Raw genomic sequence first — 18,552 nt, 5'->3', positions numbered from 1 at the left:
TTCAAGCGTTAACCGTCCTTCACCACACAGGGAAGTCCCAAAGGCCCGGCGCTACCCGTCTTCGCGGAAGAGAAGCAGGCTGAGCCCGGCGAGGAGGGTAATGAGGGGCGGCGTCCAGGCGGCGATGATGACGGGGATCAGCCCCGCCTCGCCGAGCGCCTGGCTGAACTGGATGAGGATGAAGGACAGGAACCCGGCTGCGATGCCCGAGACCACGAGCCTGCCGATCCCGCCGCTTCGTGCGTGGATGGGAAGGGCGAAGACGCAGGCGATCACCGCCATCGCCGCGAGCTTGAGCGGGACGGCATAGATCTCGTGAAGGCGCTGGGCATAGGGCTCGGTGGGGATGCCGGCACCGTCGATCCTCTGCATGAGGCCGGGCAGGTTCCAGAGGTTCAGGACCTCCGGCCGCTGGCTGGTCCGGCGGATGTCGGCGAGGCTGAAGGTGGTGGGAAAGCGCACCCCGCCGGCAAGCTCCGAGCGGTCCTCGCCGGGCGCCATTCTCGACGCTTCGGTCAAAAACAGCTCCCGCTCGGTCAGCTCGGCCACGGGGCCGTCGAACCGGTCGATCAAGCGGCCATCAGGGGATTTCCGCCAGAGCGTCACATCGGTGAACCGTTCGTTCGGTAAATCAACCCCACCGGCTCTGATCAAGAGGATGTCGCCCCCCACGATGTCCTGGCGCAGCCACAGGCCCTCGCCGAAGGCGCGCTCTTCGAGGCTGGCGCGGCCCTTATACTCGGTGAGACGCTGGTCGGCCTCCTTCGCCATCTCCGTGGTGACCGGGTCGACGATCGTGATGAGGAAGAGGCCGATGGCCAAGGCGAGCAGCACGGGCGCACCGACGATCCGCCAGACGGAAAAGCCCGCCGCCCTGAAGACGGCCACTTCGAGGGAGCGAGCGAGCTGCGCGAAGGCCAGGAGCGTGCCGAAGAGGATGACGAAGGGGGACAGCACCATCAGAAGCTGAGGCGTGCGCAGGAAGGTGAGAGCCAGAGCGTCGCCTGTGCCCGCCCCCTCCGCATCGCTCACCTGGCGCAGGGCCTCCAGGAAGTCGATGGAGACGGTGAGGGCGTAGGAAGCGAGGCCCAGCACCATGATCCCGCGAAAGGTGCGGCGCATGAGATAGCGCTCGGGCATGGTGAGGCCGATCATGCCGGGCTCTCCACCGGACCGAACTCGCGGCGGGCGGCACTGGGCCGGGAAGGGCCGATCCCCACCCTGTTCGACAAGGAGACGCTGGCCACGACGATGGCGAGGGCCGGAATGGCGTACTGAAGCGGGTTCAGGACGGCGGCGTCGGCCGCTGCGCTCTGCACCAGGAACCCTAAGATACGGATGAGGCCGGCGGCCCCCGCCGCCATGGCGATCCGCTTGCCGTAGCCCCGCCTGCTGGTGGTGGCCGACAGCATGAACGAGCCCGCGATCAGCACGAAGGCGACACAGTAGAGCGGCGTGGCGAGGCGGGCATGGGCCTCGGCCAGGAACAGGCCCTGGTAGCGCTGATTGTAGGGGCGGTTGAGATCGGGGTTCATGAGCTCGGAAAGGAACCGCTCCTCGCTCTGCCAGGGCCGGTCACCAGGGTCCCTGCCGCCGAAATCGGCGAGATCGACCGAGGTCTCGGTGAAGCGGACGATGTCGATCTTGCCCGTCTCGAGGTTCTCGCGCTGGATCGTGCCGCGCAGGAGGAAGAGCTGCGGATCGAGGCCGATCACGGTGAACAGCCCGTTCTCCGCCGTGTAGGTGGTCAGCACCTTGTCGTCGCGGGCGTCGTGGATGTGGATGCCCACATACTGATCGCCGGGGCGTACGTCTTCGGCGTAGAAGGTGATCCCTCCCGCGACCGGTGCGAAGACCTGGTCGCGCACGAGGCTCGACGCGATGTTGGAGCGCACGTCCCAAAGCGTGGTCCGCAAGGAGCGGTGGCTCTTCGGTCCTAGATCGAGATTGATCAGCGCGACGGCTCCCGCCGCGAGCACGCCCAAGAGGAGAAGCGCGCGGGTGATTCGAAAGCGGCTCGCCCCCGCCGCGCGCATGACGGGGATCTCGCTGTCCACCATCAGCACGTTGAGAACGTAGAGACAGGCGGCGAGGAGCGCGACCGGGATCACGATGCCCACCAGGCTCGGCACCAGAAGCAGGGTGATCTTGGCGAAGGCGAGGATCGTTCCGCCATCGTCCACGATCACGTCCATGCGCTGCAGCACTTGGGTCAGCCAGGCCACGGCGGTGGTGCAGACCAGGATGAGCAGGAACGGCATCAGGGACGCTTTGAACAGATAGCGGTCGAGACGGCTCAACGGGCTCCCCTACTCGTTAGTGCCGCAGGGTGTTCCCACGGAGGCCCGAGCGGCCTAGCACGGCCACACAAGAAGAGACGAGCCTTCACGGACGGGAGAGTAACGAAATGCAATTAAACTTCACCAACAAGGTTCCGCAGACGGGCCTGATCGTCGTTCCCGTCGCCAAGGACGCCGAGCCCAAGCTCCCGGCAGGTTTGGAGGGGGCCGCGGACGATATCAAGCGCGCGGCGAAGGCTTCGGACTTCACCGGCAAGGCGGGCCAGACGGTGAGCCTCGCCGGACCGGCGGCGATGGAAGCGGTGACGATCATGCTGATCGGCCAGGGCGAGAGCGCGGCTTCCGACACCACCGCGATGCGCAAGCTCGGCGGCAAGGCGGCGGCGCTCGCGGGCAAGCGCTTCGAGGAGATCGCCATCGCGGCGCCGGATGGTGCGGCCAAGGAGGTCGCCTATGGCGCGGCCATGCGCTCCTACACTTTCGACAAGTACCGGCGACGCGCTGAAGAGGGGGACCTCGCCAAGCTCCGCAAGATCACCATCCTAACGGACGAGGCGGGCGCGGAAGCGGGCTACGGTGACCTCAAGGCCCTCAACGAGGGGGTGGCCCTCGCCCGTGACCTCGTCTCCGAGCCGCCGAACGTTCTCTACCCGGAGAGCTACGCCGCCATCTGCCGCGACGAACTCGAAGGCCTCGGCGTCGAGGTCGAGGTGCTCGGCGAGAAGGCCATGGAGCAGCTCGGCATGCACATGCTGCTCGGCGTCGGTCTGGGCTCGGTGCGCGAGAGCCAGATGGTGGTCATGCGCTGGAACGGCGGCAAGGACGGCGACAAGCCCCTGGCGCTGATCGGCAAGGGCGTGACCTTCGACACCGGCGGCATCTCGCTGAAGCCCGGCGCGAACATGGACGAGATGAAGATGGACATGGGCGGCTCGGCGGCCGTCGTCGGCGCCATGAAGGCGGTGGCCGGGCGCAAGGCCAAGTGCAACGTGGTGGGCCTCGTCGGTCTCGTCGAGAACATGCCCGACGGCAAGGCGCAGCGCCCCGGCGATATCGTCACCTCCATGTCCGGCCAGACGGTAGAGATCCTCAACACGGACGCCGAGGGGCGCCTCGTCCTCGGCGACGTGCTGACCTACGCGCAGGAGCGGGTGAAGCCCAAGGCGATGGTGGACCTCGCCACGCTGACGGGCGCCATCCTGATCGCGCTCGCCAACGAGCATGCGGGCCTCTTCACCGAGCATGACGGCCTGGCGGAGGACCTCATGGCCGCCGCCAAGGACACCGGCGACAGCCTGTGGCGCATGCCGCTGGCCGACGCGCACCGCGAGATGATCAAGTCCGACGTGGCCGACATGAAGAATATCGGCGGAAGGGACGGCGGCTCGTCCTCGGCGGCGGCGTTCCTGTCGCGCTTCGTGGAGAAGGACATGCCCTGGGCGCATCTCGACATCGCAGGCACGGCCTGGCTCAAGAAGGACACCGATATGAGCCCAAAGGGTGCCACCGGCTTCGGCGTCCAGCTCCTCGACGCCTGGGTGCGCCAGAACGAGGGCTGAGGCCTTTAGTCAGCAGGCGGACGGGCGGGTTTGAGCCCTGCCCGCTCGATGCCTGCCTTGGCGCAGAGCGCATCGTCGGCGGCGGAGGCGCCGGAGACGCCCACCCCGCCGAGCAGCACACCCTCGGAAGTATAGACCGGCACCCCGCCCTCGATCGGCGGGCCGCCCGAGGTGAAGGCCCAGCCGAGGCGTCCTTCCCCGACAGCGTCGGCTAGTCTCCTGGTCTCCGAACCCCACTCGGCGGCGTACTCCGCCTTGCGCACGGCCAGTTTCGCCGGTCCCTCGCGCAGGCTGTCCATGCGGCGGTAGGCGAGCATGGAGAGCCGGTCGTCGAGTACGGCGATAGCGATGGTCAGCTCGTTCTCCTCCGCAAAAGCGCGGCAGCCCGTCAGGATCTCCTGCGCGGACTCCTCGCTGAGGCGCATGGCGGGCTGCTGGGTGAGCAGCAGAGCGGCGGTCATTGCCGGTAGGATCATGGTTGTCTCTCCCCTTCGCCCCTGATGACGCCGGATCGCAGCTCGGCGGTCAAGCCGGCTGGCCTGCCGCCACTGTTCCGGCGTAGGGCTGAGCCGGAAAAGAGGAGAAGCGGATGATCTGCAGGCACTGGCGCGGTTGGACGAGCAAGGAGAACGCCGACACCTATCAGCGGCTTCTCGCCGAAGAGGTGATCCCGATGATCGAGGCACGGACCGATGCGGGCTTTCTCGGCATCGACACCATGCGCCGAGAGCTCGGCACCGAGACGGAGTTCGCGACCATCATCTGGTTCGAGAGCTGGGACGCGGTGAAAGCCTTCATGGGCGAGGACTACGAGGCGGCGCATATCCCCGACGTGGTGAAGCCGGTGCTGGAGCACTGGGACGAGCGCTGCGCTCATTATGAGGTGTTCCCGAACCCGCGGCAGGTAGTTGGGGGTTAGGTTGCCCCTTCGACGCTTTGCCACGGCTTGACCGTGGCACCCATCTCCCGCCGGTTCGATGAGGATTGACCTCAAGAGATGGGTCCCACGGTCTACGGCTTCGCCTACGCCGTGGGAAAGCGGTTTGAGAGGCTTCACCCGCCCGGATGAAAGTGATCATAGATCCTCTCCGCCAGGCTTTCCGAAATACCCTCCACCGCCATCAGGTCCGCAGCCTTCGCGCGGCTGACCCCCTTGGCCGAGCCGAAATGGTGGAGGAGGGCCTTTTTGCGGCTGGCCCCGACGCCTTCGATGGCATCCAGCGGGTTCTGCACCATCTGCTTGGTTCGCTTCGCACGCTGAGCACCAATGACGAAGCGGTGGGCTTCATCGCGCAAACGCTGCAAATAGTAGAGCACCGGCGAGCGGGGCGGCAGCATGAAGGGCTGGCGGCCCGGCGCGAAGAACTGGTCGATGGCCGAGGCGGAGCGGTCGGCCAGGCGCTCGCCGCGCGTGTTCTCTCGCCGGGCCTTCGCGATAGAGAGCAGCATGATCTCGCCGCCCTCAATGTCCGGGCCGACGCGAATGCCCTGGTCCTCCATGGCGGATTTGGCCGCCGAGAGCTGGCCGAGGCCGCCGTCGATGACGATGAGCGACGGCCAGTCGTCCTGGCCCGGAGCGCTCTCCTTGACGAGGCGCGAGAAGCGGCGGGTCAGGACCTCGCGCATGGCGCCGAAATCGTCGCCGGGGGCGATCTCCTCGCTCTTGATGTTGAACTTGCGGTATTTCTGCTTCTCGAAGCCCTCCTCGCCGGAGACGATCATGGCACCCACCATCTGGGTGCCGCCTAGGTGCGAGTTGTCGTAGCACTCGACGCGGGAGGGCGGGCCGGTGAGCTCGAGCGTTTCGCAGAGGGCGGCCATGAGCTTCTTCTGGCTGGCGGTATCGGCGAGACGGCGGCCAAGCGCCTCGCGGGCGTTCATCAAGGCGTGCTTGACCAGCGCACGCTTCTCGCCGCGCTGGGGGGTGAGGATCTCGACGCGCCGGTCGGCGCTGACCGAGAGGGCGTCGGCAAGGAGGGCCTGGTCCTCGATGTCTTCGGAGATGAAGACGGTGCGCGGCGGCATCTGGCCGTCATAGAACTGGGCGATGAAGCTCTGCAGAACCGCTGCCGCCGTCTCTTCCTTATCAGCCTTTGGAAAGAATGCCTTCGAGCCGAGGTTCTGGCCCGCACGGAAGAAGAAGGCCTGGATGCAGGTCTGGCCACCATCGGCATAGGCGGCGAAGACGTCCGCCTCCTCCACCGAGCCGGGGTTGATGCCTTGGCTCTCCTGAAGGAGCGCCAGCGCACGGATGCGGTCGCGCAGCCGCGCCGCGCCTTCGAAGTCGAGCTCCTCGGCGGCCTTCTCCATCCCGGCGGAAAGCTCCGCCTGCACCGCCTTGCTGCCGCCGCGCAGGAAGGTGATAGCTTCGCTGACGAGGTCCGCGTACTCGGCCTCGCTCACAACGCCCGTACACGGAGCGGCGCAGCGCTTGATCTGGTAGAGGAGGCAGGGGCGCTCGCGGTTCTCGAACACAGAGTCCGTGCAGGAGCGGAGGAGGAAGGCCTTCTGCAGGGTCGTCAGCCCCTGGTTCACGGCGTTGGCGGAGGCGAAGGGGCCGAAATACTCGCCGGGGCGCTTCTGGCGGCCTCTGTGCTTGAGGATCTGCGGGAAGGCGTGGTCCTTGGCGATGAGGATCGAGGAGAAGCTCTTATCGTCGCGCAGAAGGACGTTATACCGTGGGCGGAGCGACTTGATGAGGTTCGCTTCGAGCAGCAGTGCCTCGGTCTCACTGTCCGTAACCACGAACTCCATGGCGCGGGTCTCGGCGATCATGCGCGCGATGCGGTTCGAGTGGCCGTTCAGCGTGGCGTAGTTCGAGACGCGGTTCTTTAGGCTCTTGGCCTTGCCCACATAGAGAACCTCGCCGCCCTCGCCGAACATGCGGTAGACCCCCGGCCTCTGCGGCAGGCGGCGCACCTCGTCGGCGATCAGCTCGTGGCCTTTCAGGGTTCTCTCCGCCGTCTCGCTCATGCTCTCCCAGGGGTTTAGAGGATTCGGGCGCTTAGCGGACGCGCGATTCCGTGACTAGGCGGGGAGGGGGGATGGGGGCGTTACGGGTTGGTAGGTGGTTTTCCAGGAGGCCTACCTCTCCCGCCTGCGGGAGAGGTCAAAGGCTGCGGTAGCAGACTTTGGGTGAGGGGATCGGCGAAGCCGTTCTGCTGCGCTTGCTAACAAGACCTGCGCCCAGAACCCCCTCACCCCCGGCCCCTCTCCCGTGAACGGGAGAGGGGGGCGATAGTTACGCCGTCTGCGCTCCGCCCGCCTTGTCCTTCACCCAACCCTTCACTTTCGCCTTGGCCCGGCTGGCACCCTCGCGGCACCGGTAGTGCAGCATGGTCATGGCAGGAACGAGGACCATCAGCACCACCGTGCCGAAGAGGATGCCGAAACCCAAGGAGACCGCCGTGGGCTTCAGGAAAGCCGCTTGCACCGAGGTTTCGAGCACGATGGGCGTCACCCCGAAGAAGGTCGTCAGCGAGGTGAGGATGATCGGGCGGAAACGCTTCACGGCGGCGTCCACCACCGCCTTGCCGATCTCCATGCCGCGGGAGACGTTCTCGTTGATGTAGTCGACCATCAGCAGGGCGTCGTTGATGATCACCCCGGAAAGGCCGATGATGCCGAAGATCGACAGGAGGCTGATCTGCAGCCCCAGCATGGCGTGGCCGATAAAGGCGCCGATCAGACCGAAGGGGATGACCGACAGGACGATCAGCGGCTGGGTGTAGCTTCGGAACGCGAGCGCGAGCAGCGCGTAGATGCAGAAGATCGCCAGGAGGAAGTTGCGCAGGAGGGCGGGGAGAGCGCGGGCCTGCTCCTCCTGGTCACCGCCGGGCTGGACCGAGACATTGGGGTAGTCCGCCGCGATCTCCGGCCAGGCTTCGGCGAGGACGCGCTGGGTCACCTCGCCCCCGGTGGTGAGGGAGCTGTCCACATCGGCCGACAGAACGAAGACCCGCCGCGTGTCGATGCGGGTGATGGTGGAGGGTGCCTGGCCCACGGTGATGTCGGCCACGGCGCTGATGGGTACGGCGACATCGCCGAGGATGATCTTGCGCCGCTTGATGTCCTCGATGGTCTGGCGCTCCTCCTGGGGCAGGCGGACGCGCACCTCGATCTCCTCGCGGTCGCGCTGGATGCGAGCCGCCTCGGCGCCGAAGAAGCTGGCGCGCACGGCGGTGGCCACGGTCTGAAGATCGACGCCGAAGGAAGCGGCTTCGGGCAGGAGGCTGATCTGCACCTCGCCGGTGGAGCGGAAGCGGTCGTCGGAGATGTCGAAGACCCCCTGATAACCTTCCATCTCGGCACGGAGCTTACCGGCCACCTCGCGGGCGGCCTCTTCGTCGGTGCTCAGCACCTGGATCTGGACGGGCAGGGTGGCGGCGACGAGGTTGAAGGTGAAGTTGAGGCGCTGGGCGCCGGGTATGGCGCCGGTGGCGTCGCGCCAGGCGGTCTCGAAGGCTTCGGCGGTGAAGTTGCGCTCGGCGGCGTCCTGGATCTCCACCTCGATCTGGGCGTAGTTCGCCGCCGCCCCGCCGGAGGTCACGTAGTTGCCGACATCCGGCCCGGCGATGCTCTGGCCCAGGGCCCAAAGGACGCCTTCCACCACTTCCTCTTCCGGCGTGCCGCTGTCCTCGGCGACGCGGCGGGCGGCTTCCTCCGCCCCGTCGAGGATGCGGCGCACGGCCTTGGTGGTCTGGACCTCGGAGGTGCCCTCGGCGAGCTGGAGCTGCGCGGTGACGAAATTGCCCTCGATCTCCGGGAAGAAGATCGTCGTGATCAGCCTGCCGGAGAAGAGCGAGAAGGTCGCCACCAGTGCCGCGAAGGCGAAGAGCGCGGTGGCGAAGGGTTTGGCCACGGCGAAGCGGATGGTTGGGCGAAGCTGCTTCTCCGAGAAGCTGTCGAGGCCCGCAGCCACCTTGTTCCTTAGGGGATCGGCGTAGCGCCTGATCGACAGCTTGCCGGGCTTCCTGTCGTGCAGGTGGCTGAGGTGCTGGGGCAGGATGTAGAAGCTCTCGATCAGCGACAGGACCAGAACGGCGCAGACCACGAAGGCGATGTCGCCGATGAACTGCCCTACCGTGGATGGCACGAACATCAGCGGCAGGAAGGCGGCGACGGTGGTCGAGACCGAGAAGAAGACCGGCGAGGCGACGCGGATGGTGCCGCGCTTGGCCGCTTGCTTGGGATCGTCCTCACCCTCCTCGACGGTGGCGTAGATGTTCTCGCCCACCACGATGGCGTCGTCGACGACGATGCCGATGGCGAGGATGAAGCCGAAGAGAGAGAGCTGGCTGATCGGGATGCCCGCCACCGCCATGGGGATGAAGGCACCAACAAAGCTGATGGCGACGCCGACACCCACCCAGAAGGCGACGCGCACATCGAGGAACAGAAGCAGCAGCACGAAGATCAGCACGAAGCCGATCAGGCCGTTGCGAATAAGAAGGTCCACCCGGCCGTTGAGCTCCACGGAGCGGTCCACGAACAAGGTGGCCTCGACCCCCGGCGGCAGGAAGCTGTCCGCCTCGGCCAGCACTTCCTTGACGTCGTCGGTCAGGTTGAAGATCTGCTCGTCGCCGATGCGGAAGACGTTGAGCCCCACGGCGGGGCGGTCGTCGAGAAAAGTGCGCAAGGGGGTCTCGTCAAGGCCGTCGCTGATCTCGGCAATATCCTCGAGAAGGACCGGCGCGTTCTCCTCGGAGGTGAGGACGACGATCTTGCCGAACTCCTCGCCGATCTCAGCCTCGCCCAGGGTGCGCACGAGGTAACGGCTCTGCTGCCCCTCCACCTCGCCGCCGGAGAGCTCCAAGGAGCGAGCGGCAATCCGCCTGGCGATGTCGTCGAGGGAGAGGCCGAGCGCTTCGAGCCTGGCCGAGGGCACTTCGATCTCGATCAGGTACTCCGGCACGCCGACGATCTGCACCCGGCTGATCTCGGGGCTGTCGAGGAAGCGTGCGCGAAGGTCGTCGGCGAGCTTCTTCAGCTCGATGGGGTCGCGGTTGCCCGAGAGGACCACCTGGGCGACCACCTCCTCGCTCTTGATCTCCGAGATGAGGGGCTCTTCGGCCTGCTCGGGGAAGACGGTGATCTGGTTGACAGCGTTGCGCACATCGTTGGCGAGGTCCGCCGTGTCCTCACCGAAATCGAGCGAGACGATGATGTTGCCGACATTCTCCGCAGCCAGAGCATCGATCTTGCGCACCCCGTCGAGGCCCTGCACCTGCTCCTCGATGGGCTCGATGATGCCCTCCTCGACCTCCTCGGGGGAGGCGCCGGGATAGGGCACGGTGATGTTGATGGCGTAGGGCTCGACATCGGGGAAGAGGCGGACGGTGAGGCCCCGTGCACTGACGAAGCCCGCCGCCACCAGGAAGACGGCCAGAAGGTTCGCCGCGACGCGGCTGTCGACGAACCAGCGGATGAGCTTGTTCATCGGGCGGCCTGCCGCTCGGGCTCGTCGGCGACCTCCACCTTGAGCCCCTCGGACTCCTCGGTGAGGGCGGTGAGGACGAGGCGCTCGCCCCTCAAATCCTGTCCGGCTGAGAAGACGACCCTCAACCCGTCGCGGCTGCGCGGGGTGACCGCGACCTGGCGCAGGCGGTCCTCACCGTCGAGGATCCAGACGAAACGCTCCTGACGGACGACCCCAACAGGGCCTGCGAACAGCATCTCTTCGGTGAGGGCGGGGATCTCCACCGTGACATAGTCGTTGGCGAAGACCGCGCCGCGCTCCTCGGAGAAGGCGCCGGGCACCTCGATGACGACGGGTACGGTGCGGCTGAGACGGTCCACGGCCTGGCCGAAGCGCTTGACCTCGCCGCGCAAGGTCACCGATCCGGCGCTGGCGCGGGAGGGGGAGACGACTACGTCGAGGGGGCCGTCCTGGGCCTCGGCGGCGCGGCGGACGGCGGCGGCGTCCTCGGGGCGCAGGCCCACCACGACCTCGGCGGCGCCGGTGTCGAAGATGGTGGCGGCGACCGTGCCCGGCTGAAGGTAGCGGCCCAGGGCGACGCTCTCGGAGATCACCGAGGCGGCGAAGGGCGCGCGAACGACGGCGTCGTCGAGCCGCTTCTCTGCGGCGATCAGACCGGCCCGAGCGGCGGCTGCAGCGGCGTCGGCCTGCTGAAGCTGGGAGGTGGAGGCGGCGCCGATGCCTTCCAGGCGCTTGGCTCTCGCGGCAGCGGCATCGGCGGAAGCGACGTCCGCGCGGGCGCGTTCGAGGTCGCCCTCGAGCGTCCGCGGGTTGATCCTGAAGAGGACATCCCCCTCCTCGAACCGGCCGCCGGGCTGCAGGTTGGGCGAGACCTCGACAACTTTGCCCGCCACCTCGGCGATCACCTCGATCTCGGCGCGGGGGCGGAGGAAGCCCTCTTCGGTGACGAAGAGCTGCTCCACGGGCTCGGGGTCCACCACCTCGACGAGGGGGAGGGTCTCCTTCTTCGGCGGCAGAGCCTCCTGGCGCGACTCGGCCACGGCCCCGGCGGCGAAGTAGAGGCCGAACCCTGCGGCGACCACCGCGAGGGCGATGAACACCCATTTCTGCGACCTGATCATTTCACCCACACGCATCTTCCAAGTCCTCTAGGCCGTGTGGACGGATTTCGCGCCGTCCTGGTTCGGGTCCGAGCTGGCATCTGGCAAGGCGCGGAGCCGCCGGAAGGGCCATTCCCTTTCAAGGCTTCGCAACGAAGCCAGGGGCCAGCTCGGCCGAACCCCGAAGGGGTCATGTCTGAAGACGGACGCTGCCGCGTCAGTCCTTCTCGAATATGCCAGCATGTCCTTCGTCGTCTTTCCTAACATCGCCCGCCTTCAGCCATGACCAGGACGGCGCGAAATCCGTCCACACGGCCTAGTCCCACCACGAGCGCAACCTAACCTTACCCAAATGGTGCTAGGGGACCGTAAAGCCCCGAGGGAGTCTTTTGGCCCGATGAGAACCTACCTATGGCAGGCCGCCGCTTTGTCACTGCCAGCCTTGTTCCTGGCAGGCTGCGTGACGGTCGGTCCGCGCTACGAAGAGCCCGAGCCCCAAGGGGTGCAGCAGGGCTACGTCTTCGGCGATGAGGCTGTCTATCGCACGGGCGAACAAAAGAGTGATGCGCCCTGGTGGACGAGCTTCTCCGACGAACGGATCGCCGAGGCGGTGCTTCTGGCCACGGCCCAGAACCGCGACCTCGTGGCTGCGGCCTATCGTCTCGAAGCGGCCCAGGCGCGGGCAGGGGCGGCGCGCCGGGCGCTTCTTCCCAAGGGTTCGGTGAGCTTCGGCATAACCCGCCAGAAGCAGGCCCAGGCCCAGTTCGCGGGGATTGCGGGCGGCGACGATGGCGAGGTGCCGCCGGGCGACGGGGAGGGGGAAGGCCCGCCCGGCTTCCCCTTCGGCAACAACGACCCCTTCACCCTCTACCAGGCGCAGGCCCAGGCCGCTTGGGAGGTCGATCTGTTCGGCCGGATCAGGCGCCAGGCCCAGGGCGCCTCGGCGCGGGCGGAGCAGCAGCTCGAGCTTCTCGCCGATGCCCAACGGCTGACCGCGGCGCAGGTGGTGGACACGTATCTCCTCCTGGTCGAGGCGCTGAACAGAAGGCGCGTGGCGCTGGATAACCTCGTGCTTCAGGAGCGGAGCCTGGAGCTGACCGAGGCCCTCTACGAGCTCGGCGAGGTGCCGCAGCTCAACCTCCTGCAGCAGCGCAGCCTCGTGAGGACCACGGCGGCGCAGGTGAAGCAGGTGGAGAGCGCGGCGGCGGACGCCACCTCGTCCCTGGCGCTCCTGATGGGGCTTTCGGTTCCGGCGTTCCTCGAGCGGTTCGAGGGGCTGGTGGACGAGGAGATCGCCCCGCCCATTCCTTCGGCGGAAGGCGCGGTCGTGCTGGCTGCGCCGACCGAGGTGCTGCGGCGGCGCCCTGATGTGAGGGCTGCGGAGCGGGCGCTGGCGGCGGAGACCTACGACATCGGCGTGGAAACGGCGGGGCTGTTCCCGCAGGTCAGCGTGACCGGCGCGGCGAGCCTCACGGCGCTCGACTTCTCAGGGCTTGGTCAGGAGGACGCCTTCGGCTTTGCCTACGGTCCGTCGATTAGCTGGAACATTCTCTCCTATCCCCAGCTCCTGAAGCAGCGTGCCGCCGCCAAGGCCGAGGCTGGTGCGGCGCTCGCGGCCTATGAGCAGGCGGTGCTGACCGCGCTTACCGAAACCGACCGGGCGCTGGCGCTCCATGCCGGAGCGGCGGAGCAGGCGTTTCTTCTGACCGAGGCCGAGCGGGATGCCGTGCGCTCAGCGGAGCTGATCGAGGCAAGGTACAGGGAGGGGGCGGACAGCCTCCTCGCGCTCCTCGATGCGCAAAGGACGGCGCTCAGCGTCCAGGACCAGGCGGTGACGGCGAAGATTGCCGCGCTGCGGACGAGAGCTTCGGTGCATCGAGTGCTGGCGGACTAGCCCCCTCCGCCCTTCGGGCACCTCCCCCATTGAAATGGGGGAGGGAACAAGCACCGACGTCCACTTTCGTTTTCGCTCCCCCTCAGGGAGGGGGAGCTGCCGGTAGGCTGAGGGGGAGGAAGCACAACGCTGGAACGGGAAGGACCGCGACTGCGGTTCCGGCCGAGCAGGCCGCGCCATCGCAGCGCCCGCGGCGCGTGAGATCGAACAAACCTACCAGCCCTTCGGGCTGGTAGGGGCGGAGGGACTCGAACCCCCAACCTAACGGGTATGAACCGTCAGCTCTAACCAATTGAGCTACGCCCCCAGGGCTTCGGCAAAGGGTGCCGAAGGGGCGCCCTATCACCAATCCGGGCGCTGGCCAATGAGCTGTCATGGCTCTCTGGTGCGAGGCGGCGCGAGGCGCTAGGGCGGCGGCAACGACACCTGATAAAGGAGACGCTTCCATGGCAGAAGCCTATATCTACGACGCGGTCCGCACCCCGCGCGGCAAGGGCAAGCCCGACGGCAGCCTGCACGAGATCACCCCCGTCCAGCTCGGCGCCCAGGTTCTCCAGGCGCTGCGCGACCGCAACGAGCTCGACACCCGCTACGTGGACGATGTGGTCTTCGGCTGCGTCTCGCCGGTGGGCGAGCAGGGCGCCGACATCGCGCGCACGGCGGTCCTCCAGGCCGACTACAGCCAGACCACCGCAGGCGTGCAGATCAACCGCTTCTGCGCCTCGGCCCTCGAAGCCACCAACATGGCCGCAGCCAAAGTCATGACCGGCGAGGCCGACATGGCGATCGGCGGCGGCGTCGAGGCGATGAGCCGCGTGCCCATGGGCTCGGACGGCGGCGCCATGGTCTCGGACCCGGCGGTGACCTTCAAGAACTACATCGTGCCCCAGGGCATCTCGGCAGACATCATCGCGACGAAATACGGCATCACCCGCGATGACGCCGACGCCTATGCGGTGGAGTCGCAGCGCCGCTCGGCCAAGTCCTGGGAAGAGAACCGCTTCGGCAAGTCCGTCGTACCCGTGAAGGACGTCATCGGCATGACCGTCCTCGACCACGACGAGAACATCCGTCCCCAGACGGACATGCAGAGCCTGGGCGGCCTGCCCCCCGCCTTCCAGGGCCTAGGCGAGATGATGCCCGGCTTCGACAAGGTGGCGCTGCAGAAATACCCTGAGCTCGAGCGCATCAACCACATCCACACGGCGGGCAACTCCTCGGCCATCGTGGACGGCGCGGCGGGCATCCTCCTCGGCAACGAGGAGATGGGCAAGAAATTCGGCATGAAGCCCCGTGCACGGATCAAGGCTATGGCCTCGATCGGCAGTGAGCCGACGATCATGCTCACCGGCCCCGAGTTCGTGGCCAAGAAGGTTCTCGACCGGGCGGGTATGAGCAAGTCCGACATCGACCTTTGGGAGCTGAACGAAGCCTTCGCCAGCGTGGTCCTGCGCTTCATGCAGGCCCTCGATATCGACCACTCCGACATCAATGTCTGCGGCGGCGCCATCGCCATGGGCCACCCCCTGGGCGCGACCGGCGCGATGATCCTCGGCACGGTTCTCGACGAGATGGAGCGCGCGGACAAGCAGACGGCGCTCGTCACTTTGTGCATTGGCGGCGGCATGGGCACGGCGACGATCCTAGAGCGGGTGTAGTCCGGGTTACCTCTCCCGCTCGCGGGAGAGGTCGAAATCTTCGATTTCGGGTGAGGGCTTCGGCGAAGCCGTAGCGAAGCAAAGCTCTTAGATAGCAAGCGTAGTTTCCCCTCACCCCCGACCCCTCTCCCGCAGGCGGGAGAGGGGAGAAGGAGCAAGACATGAAGACACTACTATCCATTCTCGCGCTGAGCGTCGCGACCCAAACAAACGCCCAACAGTGCAACACCTCCACCGCCTACGCGGTCGGCCTCCACGGCGGTGCATACACGAACGGCGAGAACATCTCCGTCCAGCAGATGACCTATATCCGCGAGTTGGCGGCGCAGATCGGCAGGCGCCTTCGCAACGGCGCTTCGGCTGTGGACGCGGTCGAGCTGGCCGTGGGCGCGATGGAGGAGAGCGGGCTCTATAATGCGGGTAGAGCCTCGATCACCAATCAGGAAGGCTATGTCGAGAACGACGCCTCGATCATGGACGGCAGCAATCTCAATGCGGGCGCTGTGGGCTCCCTGATCGAGACCCGCTCGCCGGTCCACGCGGCGCGCCTCGTCATGGACCAGTCGCGCCACGCCATGGTCGTTGGCGACCGCGGCGAGAAATATGTCCGCGAGCTCGGTGCCGAGAAAGCGCCGAAGGGCTGGTTCCTCAAGGCGGGATCGGAAGAAGACGAGCACGGAACGGTGGGCGCGGTGGCGCTCGACCGCTGCGGCAACTTGGCTGCGGCCACCTCCACCGGCGGCTACGACGCCAAAGTGCCAGGACGCCTCGGCGACGTGCCGGTGATTGGCGCTGGGACCTATGCGGACAATGACGGCGCCGCCGTCTCCGCCACGGGTCACGGCGAGTTCTTCATCCGCCACGCAGCGGCGCACACGACGTCGCTTCTGGTGGAAGGCGGCCTCTCGCCGCTCGACGCAGCGACGACGGTACTCGAAGACATGGTGTCCGGCCGCGACGGCCTCGGCTCGATGATCGTTCTTGACGCGGAAGGAAACTTCGCTGCTCCCCACTCGACCAGAGGCGTCATCCACGCCTTCGCGTCTGACGACCGCCAGGCCTACTCCCAAAAAACCAGCGGCGCGCCCGTAGGCGGCAGCGCCCAATAATCTGCCCCAGGAGGGAACAACATGATCTATAACAGCTTCACCATCGAAAAAGACGCCGACGGCATCGCCGTCATGACCATCGACCTGCCTGGCAAGTCGATGAATGTCTGGAACCAGGACCTCATCAACGATTTCGAGGCGTTCATCCACGAGTTCACCTCGAACGATGAGTATAAGGGCCTCGTCATCACGAGCGGCAAGGAGAGCGGCTTCCTCGCAGGTGCGGACCTGACCATGCTGGGCGGGATGCCTGACGATGCGACGCCGGAGCAGATCTTCGAGGCGAACTTCCGCCTGCAGAAGGCTATCCGCAAGATGGAGACCGGTGGCCAGGACTTCAAAGCGCTGCAGAAGGGCCAAGCCAACGCCAAGCCCGTGGCTTGCGCGCTGAACGGCCTCGCGCTCGGCGGCGGCATGGAGCTGGTCCTGGCCTGCCACTACAAGGTGGCGGCATCGGACCGTAAAGTGCAGCTCGGCCAGCCCGAGGTGCAGGTGGGGCTGATCCCCGGCGCCGGCGGCACCCAGCGGACCATGCGCCTTGCCGGTGTGCAGAACGCCATGCAGATCTGTACCCAGGGCAAGCCGATGGACGCCGAGGCTGCCAAAGCGCAAGGGCTCATCGACGATGTCGTGCCGAATGCGGAGCTTCTGGACAACGCCAAGGCCTGGGTGAAGGCCAACCCCAAGACGGCGGCCAAGTGGGACCGCAAGGGCTTCAAGATCCCCGGCGGCGCAGGTGCCATGGACCCCCGCGTGGTGCCGATCTTCGCGGGCTCCTCGGCTATGGCGCAGGGCCAGACCAACCACAACTACCCGGCCGTCGAACGCATCCTTTCGGCGATCTACGAGGGCTCGATCGTGCCGATCGACACCGGCCTCCGTATCGAGAGCAAGTACTTCACCCAGTGCCTAATGGAGCCCCAGGCCAAGAACATGATCCGCACGCTGTTCGTCAACAAGGGCGCGGCGGAGAAGGGCGCCGCCCGCCCCGAAGGCGTGCCGAAGCAGGAGATTAAGACACTCGGCGTCCTCGGCGCAGGCATGATGGGCGCTGGCATCGCCTATGTCTCGGCCCGCGCCGGCATGAAGGTGGTGCTCCTCGACCGCGATATGGAGAGCGCCGAGAAGGGCAAGGGCTATTCGGTCAAGCTGAACGAGAAAGGCATCTCGCGCGGTAAGCTGACGAAAGAGAAGTCCGACGCCATGCTCGGCCTCATTCAGCCGACGGACAAGGTCGAGGACCTGAAGGATGTCGACTTCATCATCGAGGCGGTGTTCGAGGATCCGGCCGTCAAGAAGGACATCACCGAGCGGGTCGAGGCGGTGATCCGCAAGGATGTGATCTTCGCGTCGAACACCTCGACCATCCCGATTGCCAACCTCGCCAAGAACTTTACGCGTACCGAGGATTTCATCGGCGTCCACTTCTTCTCGCCGGTGGACAAGATGCCCCTCGTGGAGATCATCACCCCCGAAGGCTGCGGCGACAAGGCGCTCGCTACGGCGCTGGACTATGTGGGCAAGATCAAGAAGACGCCGATCGTCGTCTCCGACACGCGCGGTTTCTACTGCAACTCCGTGGTCGTTCCGTATCTCAACGAAGCGGCGCTGATGGTGAAGGAGGGGATCAACCCCGCCCTGATCGACAACTGCGCCGTCCATATGGGCATGCCGGTCGGCCCCCTCGCCCTGATGGACGAGACCAGCCAGGAGCTCGGCTGGCGCATCGCCCAGTCCACGATGAAAGAGATGGGCGACGACTACGTGCCGAACGGCGTCGAGGACCTGCTCAAGACCTTCGTCGAAGACCTCGGCCGCAAGGGCAAGAAGGTCGGCAAGGGCTTCTATGACTACCCCGAGGGCGGCAAGAAGCAGCTCTGGGACGGGCTCGAGGAGCACTTCCCCCGCGCCGCCGAACAGCCGAGTGCTGATGAAGTGAAAGAGCGGCTCCTCTATGTGCAGCTCGTTGCGGCGGCCAACATGTACGCCCAGGACGTGGTCCATGATCCGCAGTCAGCGGATCTCGGAGCGATCTTCGGCTGGGGCTTCGCTCCCTGGACCGGCGGACCCATGAGCCACATCGACACGATTGGCATCGAGGAGTTCGTCCGCACCGCCGAGCGTCTAGCGCAGAAATACGGCGCCAAGTTCTCGCCGCCCGCGAAGTTCCGCGAAATGGCCGAGAAGAACCAGAAGCTCTACGCCGACGCGGCGTAGCGGTAGCGTGCTTTCCTCTCCCCACCGGGGAGGGGGAGGCGCGTACGGAACATCCCATCGGCATTCCGGGGCGCTCGAAGAGCGAGCCCGGAATCCAGAATTGGTCAGGTTTGGTGTTCAAAGCGCGTCGCTAGCCATCAAACCTAACCGATTCTAGATCTTATCGATCAGCTTCTCTGCTCAACCCGCTACGCGGCCCCGAGATGACAATGCTAGGTACCATGCGATAGCCCTGCCCTGGCGGGGGGAAGAAAGAGCCGAGCTTGAACATCCCGG

The 18,552-nt window shown here is 66.4% G+C and carries 12 protein-coding genes and 1 tRNA gene; 6 read left to right on the top strand and 7 right to left on the bottom strand.

Annotated elements, in window-relative coordinates:
• Positions 1-51: 51 nt before the first annotated feature.
• Positions 52-1,155 (bottom strand): LptF/LptG family permease, encoded by a 1,104-nt coding sequence (locus tag NOG11_RS09305; protein ID WP_256619483.1) that lies wholly within the window; start codon positions 1,153-1,155, stop codon positions 52-54.
• Positions 1,152-2,300 carry an LptF/LptG family permease gene (locus tag NOG11_RS09300; RefSeq protein WP_256619482.1) on the bottom strand — a complete coding sequence of 383 codons (1,149 nt, stop codon included), beginning with the start codon at positions 2,298-2,300 and terminating at the stop codon, positions 1,152-1,154. Before NOG11_RS09300 ends, NOG11_RS09305 begins: the two co-directional genes overlap by 4 nt.
• A gap of 107 nt (positions 2,301-2,407) precedes the next feature.
• On the opposite strand from NOG11_RS09300, the gene NOG11_RS09295 reads away from it, so the two are divergent.
• Positions 2,408-3,859 (top strand): leucyl aminopeptidase, encoded by a 1,452-nt coding sequence (locus tag NOG11_RS09295; protein WP_256619481.1) that lies wholly within the window; start codon positions 2,408-2,410, stop codon positions 3,857-3,859.
• A 5-nt stretch (positions 3,860-3,864) separates the two neighbouring features.
• Here NOG11_RS09295 and NOG11_RS09290 read toward each other — a convergent pair whose 3' ends face one another.
• Entirely contained in the window at positions 3,865-4,335 is a 471-nt protein-coding gene (locus NOG11_RS09290) for a GlcG/HbpS family heme-binding protein (protein ID WP_256619480.1), read from the bottom strand.
• A 113-nt stretch (positions 4,336-4,448) separates the two neighbouring features.
• Here NOG11_RS09290 and NOG11_RS09285 point away from each other — a divergent pair, with 113 nt between their 5' ends.
• On the top strand, positions 4,449-4,778 hold the full coding sequence (locus tag NOG11_RS09285; RefSeq protein WP_256619479.1) for a hypothetical protein: 330 nt from the start codon (positions 4,449-4,451) through the stop codon (positions 4,776-4,778).
• A 134-nt stretch (positions 4,779-4,912) separates the two neighbouring features.
• Here NOG11_RS09285 and uvrC read toward each other — a convergent pair whose 3' ends face one another.
• From uvrC to NOG11_RS09270, 3 genes are all read right to left on the bottom strand, one after another.
• A complete protein-coding gene (gene uvrC / locus NOG11_RS09280; RefSeq protein WP_256619478.1) occupies positions 4,913-6,832 on the bottom strand; it encodes an excinuclease ABC subunit UvrC in 1,920 nt (639 codons plus the stop codon).
• 268 nt (positions 6,833-7,100) lie between these two features.
• Complete coding sequence (locus NOG11_RS09275; RefSeq protein ID WP_256619477.1) at positions 7,101-10,298, bottom strand: efflux RND transporter permease subunit; 3,198 nt, start codon at positions 10,296-10,298, stop codon at positions 7,101-7,103.
• A complete protein-coding gene (locus NOG11_RS09270; protein ID WP_256619476.1) occupies positions 10,295-11,434 on the bottom strand; it encodes an efflux RND transporter periplasmic adaptor subunit in 1,140 nt (379 codons plus the stop codon). The genes NOG11_RS09275 and NOG11_RS09270 overlap by 4 nt, the downstream gene beginning before the upstream one ends.
• Before the next feature lie 361 nt (positions 11,435-11,795).
• On the opposite strand from NOG11_RS09270, the gene NOG11_RS09265 reads away from it, so the two are divergent.
• On the top strand, positions 11,796-13,292 hold the full coding sequence (locus tag NOG11_RS09265; RefSeq protein WP_256619475.1) for a TolC family protein: 1,497 nt from the start codon (positions 11,796-11,798) through the stop codon (positions 13,290-13,292).
• A gap of 230 nt (positions 13,293-13,522) precedes the next feature.
• Here the strand turns inward: NOG11_RS09265 and NOG11_RS09260 are convergent.
• Positions 13,523-13,599, bottom strand: a tRNA-Met gene (locus tag NOG11_RS09260).
• 139 nt (positions 13,600-13,738) lie between these two features.
• Here NOG11_RS09260 and NOG11_RS09255 point away from each other — a divergent pair.
• From NOG11_RS09255 to NOG11_RS09245, 3 genes are all read left to right on the top strand, one after another.
• Positions 13,739-14,950 (top strand): acetyl-CoA C-acetyltransferase, encoded by a 1,212-nt coding sequence (locus NOG11_RS09255; RefSeq protein ID WP_256619474.1) that lies wholly within the window; start codon positions 13,739-13,741, stop codon positions 14,948-14,950.
• Between the two features lie 161 nt (positions 14,951-15,111).
• Entirely contained in the window at positions 15,112-16,059 is a 948-nt protein-coding gene (locus tag NOG11_RS09250) for an isoaspartyl peptidase/L-asparaginase family protein (RefSeq protein ID WP_256619473.1), read from the top strand.
• 21 nt (positions 16,060-16,080) lie between these two features.
• A complete protein-coding gene (locus NOG11_RS09245) occupies positions 16,081-18,276 on the top strand; it encodes a 3-hydroxyacyl-CoA dehydrogenase NAD-binding domain-containing protein (RefSeq protein ID WP_256619472.1) in 2,196 nt (731 codons plus the stop codon).
• Positions 18,277-18,552: the final 276 nt, after the last annotated feature.

Source organism: Parvularcula maris (genome assembly GCF_024505085.1).
GTDB classification, from domain to species: domain Bacteria; phylum Pseudomonadota; class Alphaproteobacteria; order Caulobacterales; family Parvularculaceae; genus Parvularcula; species Parvularcula maris.
The sequence above is the reverse complement of the archived record's forward strand: the minus strand, read 5'-3'. Positions and strand labels throughout refer to the sequence as shown.

Excerpts from the sequence above, each read along its gene's own strand:
- NOG11_RS09305 (WP_256619483.1), bottom strand. The coding sequence starts at position 1,155 with ATGATCGGCCTCACCATGCCCGAGCGCTATCTCATGCGCCGCACCTTT.
- NOG11_RS09295 (WP_256619481.1), top strand. The coding sequence starts at position 2,408 with ATGCAATTAAACTTCACCAACAAGGTTCCGCAGACGGGCCTGATCGTC.
- NOG11_RS09290 (WP_256619480.1), bottom strand. The coding sequence starts at position 4,335 with ATGATCCTACCGGCAATGACCGCCGCTCTGCTGCTCACCCAGCAGCCC.
- NOG11_RS09285 (WP_256619479.1), top strand. The coding sequence starts at position 4,449 with ATGATCTGCAGGCACTGGCGCGGTTGGACGAGCAAGGAGAACGCCGAC.
- uvrC (WP_256619478.1), bottom strand. The coding sequence starts at position 6,832 with ATGAGCGAGACGGCGGAGAGAACCCTGAAAGGCCACGAGCTGATCGCC.
- NOG11_RS09275 (WP_256619477.1), bottom strand. The coding sequence starts at position 10,298 with ATGAACAAGCTCATCCGCTGGTTCGTCGACAGCCGCGTCGCGGCGAAC.
- NOG11_RS09270 (WP_256619476.1), bottom strand. The coding sequence starts at position 11,434 with ATGCGTGTGGGTGAAATGATCAGGTCGCAGAAATGGGTGTTCATCGCC.
- NOG11_RS09265 (WP_256619475.1), top strand. The coding sequence starts at position 11,796 with ATGAGAACCTACCTATGGCAGGCCGCCGCTTTGTCACTGCCAGCCTTG.
- NOG11_RS09255 (WP_256619474.1), top strand. The coding sequence starts at position 13,739 with ATGGCAGAAGCCTATATCTACGACGCGGTCCGCACCCCGCGCGGCAAG.
- NOG11_RS09250 (WP_256619473.1), top strand. The coding sequence starts at position 15,112 with ATGAAGACACTACTATCCATTCTCGCGCTGAGCGTCGCGACCCAAACA.
- NOG11_RS09245 (WP_256619472.1), top strand. The coding sequence starts at position 16,081 with ATGATCTATAACAGCTTCACCATCGAAAAAGACGCCGACGGCATCGCC.